We start from the raw sequence: 7066 nt of genomic DNA, 5'->3' as shown, positions 1-7066 counted from the left end.
GGTGTGCCGAACGCCAACCGCAACCGCGCCGAGACTGAAGGCCTGATCGGCTTCTTCGTCAATACCCAGGTACTCAAGGCTGAGATTGACGGCCAGATGACTTTCAGCCAGTTGCTGGTCCAGGTCAAACAGCGCTCGCTGGAGGCCCAGAGCCACCAGGACCTGCCGTTCGAACAACTGGTCGAGGCGCTGCAACCCGAACGCAGCCTGAGCCATAACCCGCTGTTCCAGGTGATGTTCAATCACCAGGCACAGGCGCGCCAATCGGCGGGCGAGCAACAATTGCCGGGCCTGGCGGTGCAGCCATTGACCAGCGAAGAGCAGAGTACACAGTTCGATTTGAGCCTCGACACCGAGGAAACCGCTCAAGGACTTTGGGCCTCGTGGACCTACGCCACCGACCTCTTTGAAGCCGCCACCGTCGAGCGCATGGCGCAGCACTGGCAAGCCGTGTTGCGCAGCGTGGTCGCCAGCGATGTGCAGCTACGTATCGAGCAAATGGCGATGCTGGCCGACGCAGAACAGCGCCAGTTGCTGGACGACTGGAACCACGGCGCGGCGGCGTTTGAAAGCATCGTCGGCGTACAGGGGCTGTTTGAGGCCCAGGCGCAGCAACGGCCGCACGCTATCGCGCTGTGCCTCGACGAGCAGTCGCTTACCTATGCCGAACTGAATCAGCAGGCCAACCGCCTGGCCCATTACCTGATCGGCCAGGGCGTCGGTCCCGAGGTGATGGTCGGCGTCGCGGTCGAGCGCTCGTTTGCCATGGTCGTCAGCCTGTTGGCGATTCTCAAGGCCGGTGGCGCGTATGTGCCGCTCGACCCGCAATACTCGCGCGAACGCCTGTTGCACATGGTGCAGGACAGCAATGTGCGGCTGGTGCTGTGCCACTCCGGGCAGGCATTAGCGTTGTCAGCGGACGTCGCGCGGTTGGATATTGACCGCGCTGAAGAGGCGTTGCAGCGCTGTGCGCAGGATAATCCGCACGTCGCCGTGGACCCGCACAACCTCGCGTATGTGATCTACACCTCCGGTTCCACCGGTAAACCCAAAGGCGTGGCGATCAACCATCGCGCGCTGACCGAATTCTCCAGCATCGCCGCCGCGTACTCGCGCCTGAGCCCCGATGATCGCGTGCTGCAATTTGCGACCCTGAACTTCGACGGCTTCGTCGAGCAGCTTTATCCGGCCCTGACCCATGGCGCCACCGTGGTCTTGCGCGGTGCCGAGTTGTGGGACAGCGGGCGGCTGTACGCCGAAATCATCCGCCAGGGGATTACCCTGGCCGACTTGCCGACGGCCTATTGGAACCTGTTCCTGCTCGATTGCCTGGCAGCGGGACCGCGTGCTTATGGCGCGCTGCGCCAGGTGCATATTGGCGGCGAAGCGATGCCGCTCGATGGCCCGGCGCAATGGCTGAAAGCCGGCCTCGGCCATGTGCGCTTGCTCAACACTTACGGCCCTACCGAAGCCACCGTGGTGTCGAGCGTACTGGACTGCACGAACGGTGCCGAGGTGATCGGCGCCACCGCCAGCCCGATTGGCCGCTCGCTGCCGGGGCGTGCGCTGTATGTGCTGGATCGCGACCTGAACCTGGCGCCATTGGGCGCGGTGGGCGAGCTGTATATCGGCAGCCGGTGCGGCCTGGCCCGCGCTTATCTGAACCGTCCGTTGCTGACCGCCGAGCGCTTTGTGCCGGACCCCTTTGGCGCGACCGGCGAGCGCCTGTACCGCAGCGGCGACCTTGCGCGTTACCGCGCTGACGGGGTTATCGAATACGTCGGGCGGGTGGACCATCAGGTAAAAATTCGCGGTTTCCGCATTGAACTGGGCGAAATCGAAGCGCTGTTGCTGGCCCAGGAAGGCGTGCGTGAAACCCTGGTACTGGCTGTCGATAACCAACTGATCGCCTACCTGGTGGCCGACCCGCAGGATGCCGATGCGCTCAAAGGCGTGCTGCGCGAGCAACTGCCGGATTACATGGTGCCCGCGCACTTGATGTTCCTGGAACGCATGCCGCTCAACCCCAACGGCAAGCTCGACCGCCAGGCCCTGCCGAAACCCGAAGCCAGCCAGTTGCAGCAGGCCTGGGTCGCGCCGGTGACTGAGCTTGAGCAGCAGGTGGCGGCCGTCTGGGCCAAGATCCTCGGGGCTGAGCGAGTGGGCTTGACGGACCATTTCTTTGAGATGGGCGGGCACTCGTTGCTGGCGATGCAAGTCATCTCGCAGTTGCGTCAGTTGCTGGGCCGTGACGTGCCCTTGCGCAGCCTGTTCGAGCAGCCACGCCTGCAAGGCTTTGTCGCCAGTGTGCTTGCGGATGGCGCGCACGCCGTGCCGTCGGCACCGCCGATACAGGCGGTAGGGCGTGATCAGCCATTGCGGCTGTCGTATGCCCAGGAACGCCAATGGTTCCTCTGGCAACTGGACCCCGACAGCGCCGCGTACCATATCCCCAGCGCCTTGCGCCTGCGCGGCCAACTCGATGTCGACGCCTTGCAGCGCAGTTTCGACACCCTGGTTGCGCGCCATGAAAGCTTGCGCACCTTGGTGCAGCAGGAGGACGAGGGCGCGGTGCAAGTCATTCAAGCGCCGGCCCCGCTGTCTATTACGTTCGCCGAGGTGGACGAGGCCCATGTGCAGGCGCGGGTCGAAGCCGAAATCGCCCAACTGTTCGATCTGCAGCGGGGTCCGTTGCTGCGCGTCACTGTGCTGCGCCTGGCGGCGGATGAGCATGTACTGGTGCTGGTGCAGCACCATATCGTCTCCGATGGCTGGTCGATGCAGGTGATGGTCGATGAGCTGGTGCAGCTCTACGCCGCCTACAGCCAGGGTCAGAGTCCGCAATTGCCGAGCATGCCGATCCAGTACGCCGACTACGCGCTGTGGCAACGCGACTGGATGGACGCCGGGGAGAAGCAGCGGCAACTGAGCTACTGGCGCGACCTGCTGGGCGGGGAGCAGCCAGTCCTTGAGCTGCCGTTCGATCACCAGCGTCCGGCCCACCAAAGCCATCGCGGTGCACGCCTGGAACTGCTGCTGCCGGCGTCGCTGAGCGCCGGTCTCAAAGCCTTGGCACAAGCCCAGGGCGTGACGATGTTCATGCTGTTGCTGGCGTCATTCCAGACCCTGTTGCACCGCTACAGCGGGCAGCAGGACATCCGCGTTGGCGTGCCGATTGCCAACCGCAACCGCATCGAGACCGAGCGCCTGATCGGCTTTTTCGTCAACACCCAGGTGCTCAAGGCCGAGATCGACGGGCACACCACGGTCGGCGAGTTGCTGGCGCAGGTCAAACAGCGCGCCTTGGAGGCCCAGGCCCATCAGGACCTGCCGTTTGAGCAACTGGTGGAAGCGTTGCAACCGGAACGCAGCCTGAGCCTCAACCCGCTGTTCCAGGTGATGTTCAACTACCAGGCCGATGGGCCGGCCGTTGATGCGCCGGCACTCGCGCAGCTGCGCTTCGAGCACATGAGCTGGGAAACCCGCACGGCGCACTTCGACCTTGACCTGGACGCTCACGACAGTCGTGAGGGACTCTGGGCCTCCCTGGGTTACAGCACCGATCTGTTTGAAGCCCCCACCATCGAGCGCATGGCGCGCCATTGGCAGAACCTGTTGCAGGCGATGGTTGCCGATCAACAGCAGTCCATCAGCCAGTTGAACCTGCTGGACCAGGACGAGCAGCAGCACATCCTTGCGCTGTGGAACCAGACCGACGCCGGCTTCAGCGCCGAGCGCCTGGTGCACGAACGGGTGGCCGACCGTGCGCGGGAAAATCCCGCTGCCGTGGCGGTGAAGTTCGACACACAAACCCTGAGCTATGGCGAGCTGGACCGCCAGGCCAACCGCCTGGCCCATGCCTTGATCGCCCGTGGCATCGGCCCCGAAGTGCGCGTGGCCATCGCCATGCCGCGCAGCGCCGAAAGTCTGGTGGCGTTCCTCGCGGTGCTCAAGGCCGGTGGCGTCTATGTGCCGCTGGATATCGAATACCCGCGTGATCGCCTGCTGTACATGATGCAGGACAGCCGCGCCCAATTGCTGCTGAGCCACACCCGCGCGTTGCCGCAACTGCCGGTACCCGAAGGCATGCAGACGCTGGCCATCGATAGCACCGAGGCCTGGGCCGACTACAGCGACACTGCGCCTCAGGTCAACCTGCACGGCGACAACCTCGCCTACGTGATCTACACCTCCGGTTCCACCGGCATGCCTAAAGGCGTGGCGGTCGCCCATGGTCCGTTGGTGGCGCACATCATTGCCACTGGCGAGCGCTACGAAACCAGTCCTGCCGATTGCGAACTGCACTTCATGTCATTCGCCTTCGACGGTTCCCACGAAGGCTGGATGCACCCGCTGATCAACGGCGCCAGCGTGCTGATCCGTGACGACAGCCTGTGGCTGCCCGAGTACACCTACGAACAGATGCACCGCCACAACGTGACCATGGCGGTATTCCCGCCGGTGTACCTGCAACAGCTCGCCGAGCATGCCGAGCGTGACGGCAATCCACCGGCGGTGCGGGTCTACTGCTTTGGCGGCGATGCCGTGGCGCAGGCCAGCTACGACCTGGCCTGGCGCGCGCTCAAGCCGACCTACCTGTTCAACGGCTACGGCCCGACTGAAACTGTGGTCACGCCGCTGCTGTGGAAAGCCCGCCGAGGCGATCCTTGCGGCGCCGTCTACGCGCCAATCGGCACGTTGCTGGGCAACCGCAGCGGCTACGTGCTGGATGCGCAACTCAACCTGCAACCCATCGGCGTCGCCGGCGAGTTGTACCTGGGCGGCGAGGGCGTGGCCCGAGGTTACCTGGAACGTCCGGCACTGACCGCCGAGCGCTTTGTGCCCGACCCGTTCGGCAAACCCGGCAGCCGTGTGTACCGCAGCGGCGACCTGACCCGAGGCCGCCCGGATGGGGTGGTGGATTACCTCGGTCGTGTCGACCATCAGGTGAAGATCCGCGGTTTCCGTATTGAGCTGGGCGAAATCGAAGCGCGCCTGCGCGAACAGGACAGCGTTGGTGAAACCGTGGTGGTGGCCCAGGACGGCCCGACCGGCAAGCAACTGGTGGCGTACGTCGTACCGGCGCACGCCGGCCTGGCCGACGAAGCCGGGTTTCGCGACACCCTCAGGCGTGGTCTGAAAGCCCGCCTGCCGGATTACATGGTCCCGGCGCACTTCATATTCCTGGCGCAAATGCCGCTGACCCCCAACGGCAAACTCGACCGCAAGGGCCTGCCCGAGCCGGATGCGAGTCTGATGCAACAGGCCTATGTGGCTCCCGAAACCGAACTGGAACAGCAGGTCGCCACGATCTGGGCCGACGTGCTGCGCCTGCCGCGTGTGGGCATGAACGACAACTTCTTCGAGGTGGGCGGCCACTCCCTGCTGGCCATCCAGATCACCTCCAGGGTCCAGGCCGAACTGGGCCTGGAAGTGCCGCTGGTGGAAGTGTTCCAGACCGAAACGCTGCGCGCCTATGTCCAGGCCGCTGCCACCTTCCGCGCCGGCACTGCGGAAGATTTTGATGATCTTCGTGACTTTTTGAGCGAACTAGAGGCGATTTGAACCATGCTTTCCAACCCTAATACTGATCTGGTCTCGCGCTTTCTTCGCCTGCCTCTGGAACAACGCCAACAGTTTTACCAGCGCCTGCAAAGCCGGGGCATGAGCTTCGCCCAGTTGCCGATCGTCTCGGTCCGCGAGGCCGGCCAGGCCGTGCCGCTGTCGTATGCCCAGGAGCGCCAGTGGTTCCTCTGGCAACTGGACCCGGACAGCGCCGCCTATCATATTCCCGGCGTCCTGCGCCTGACCGGCAGCCTGGACAAGGCCGCGTTGCAGCGCAGTTTCGACAGCCTGCTGGCGCGCCACGAAAGCTTGCGCACACGTCTGAACCTGGAGGGTGAAAACCGCTCCCAGGTGGTGCTGGAGCAGGCCCACATCGAACTGCTCGAAAGCGCGGTGGACGAGGCGCAGTTGCAGGCCCGCGTGCAGGCGGAAATCACGCGGCCGTTCGATCTGCTGCACGGTCCTTTGTTGCGCTTGAGCCTGTTGCGCCTGAGCGAAGACGAACATGTGCTGGTGCTGGTGCAACACCATATCGTCTCGGACGGCTGGTCGATGGGCGTCATGGTGCAGGAGCTGATGCAGTTCTACGCGGCTTTCAGCCAGGGCCTTGAGTGTCAGTTGGCGCCGCTGTCGATTCAGTATGCGGACTATGCCCTGTGGCAGCGCAGTTGGATGGAAGCCGGAGAGAAAGCGCGCCAGCTCGGCTATTGGCGCGAACAATTGGGCGGCACCCAACCCGTATTGGAGCTGCCGTTGGATCACCCGCGCCCGGCTCGGCAAAGTTACCGTGGCGCGCGCCATGACGTTGCGCTGGAGCCGGCCCTGGTCGCCAGCCTCAAGGCCCTTGCGCAGCGCGAAGGCGTGACCTTGTTCATGCTGTTGCTGGCCTCGTTCCAGACGTTGCTGTACCGCTACAGCGGCCAATCCGATATTCGCGTCGGTGTGCCGAACGCCAACCGCAACCGCGCCGAGACTGAAGGCCTGATCGGCTTCTTCGTCAATACCCAGGTACTCAAGGCTGAGATTGACGGCCAGATGACTTTCAGCCAGTTGCTGGTCCAGGTCAAACAGCGCTCGCTGGAGGCCCAGAGCCACCAGGACCTGCCGTTCGAACAACTGGTCGAGGCGCTGCAACCCGAACGCAGCCTGAGCCATAACCCGCTGTTCCAGGTGATGTTCAATCACCAGGCACAGGCGCGCCAATCGGCGGGCGAGCAACAATTGCCGGGCCTGGCGGTGCAGCCATTGACCAGCGAAGAGCAGAGTACACAGTTCGATTTGAGCCTCGACACCGAGGAAACCGCTCAAGGACTTTGGGCCTCGTGGACCTACGCCACCGACCTCTTTGAAGCCGCCACCGTCGAGCGCATGGCGCAGCACTGGCAAGCCGTGTTGCGCAGCGTGGTCGCCAGCGATGTGCAGCTACGTATCGAGCAAATGGCGATGCTGGCCGACGCAGAACAGCGCCAGTTGCTGGACGACTGGAACCACGGCGCGGCGG

The 7066-nt window shown here is 64.1% G+C and carries 2 protein-coding genes; both read left to right on the top strand.

The genetic code is table 11. The annotated features are described in order from the left end of the window. The coding region (locus AD670_RS29800) for a non-ribosomal peptide synthetase (protein WP_156338347.1) at positions 1–5565 on the top strand (5565 nt) is incomplete at its 5' end. Positions 5566–5568: 3 nt separating this feature from the next. Beyond that, the coding region (locus AD670_RS29795; RefSeq protein WP_256243961.1) for a condensation domain-containing protein at positions 5569–7066 on the top strand (1498 nt) is incomplete at its 3' end.

Origin of the sequence: Pseudomonas sp. MIACH (genome assembly GCF_001269925.1) — a bacterium.
In the GTDB taxonomy this organism is placed as follows: domain Bacteria; phylum Pseudomonadota; class Gammaproteobacteria; order Pseudomonadales; family Pseudomonadaceae; genus Aquipseudomonas.
The sequence above is the reverse complement of the archived record's forward strand: the minus strand, read 5'-3'. Positions and strand labels throughout refer to the sequence as shown.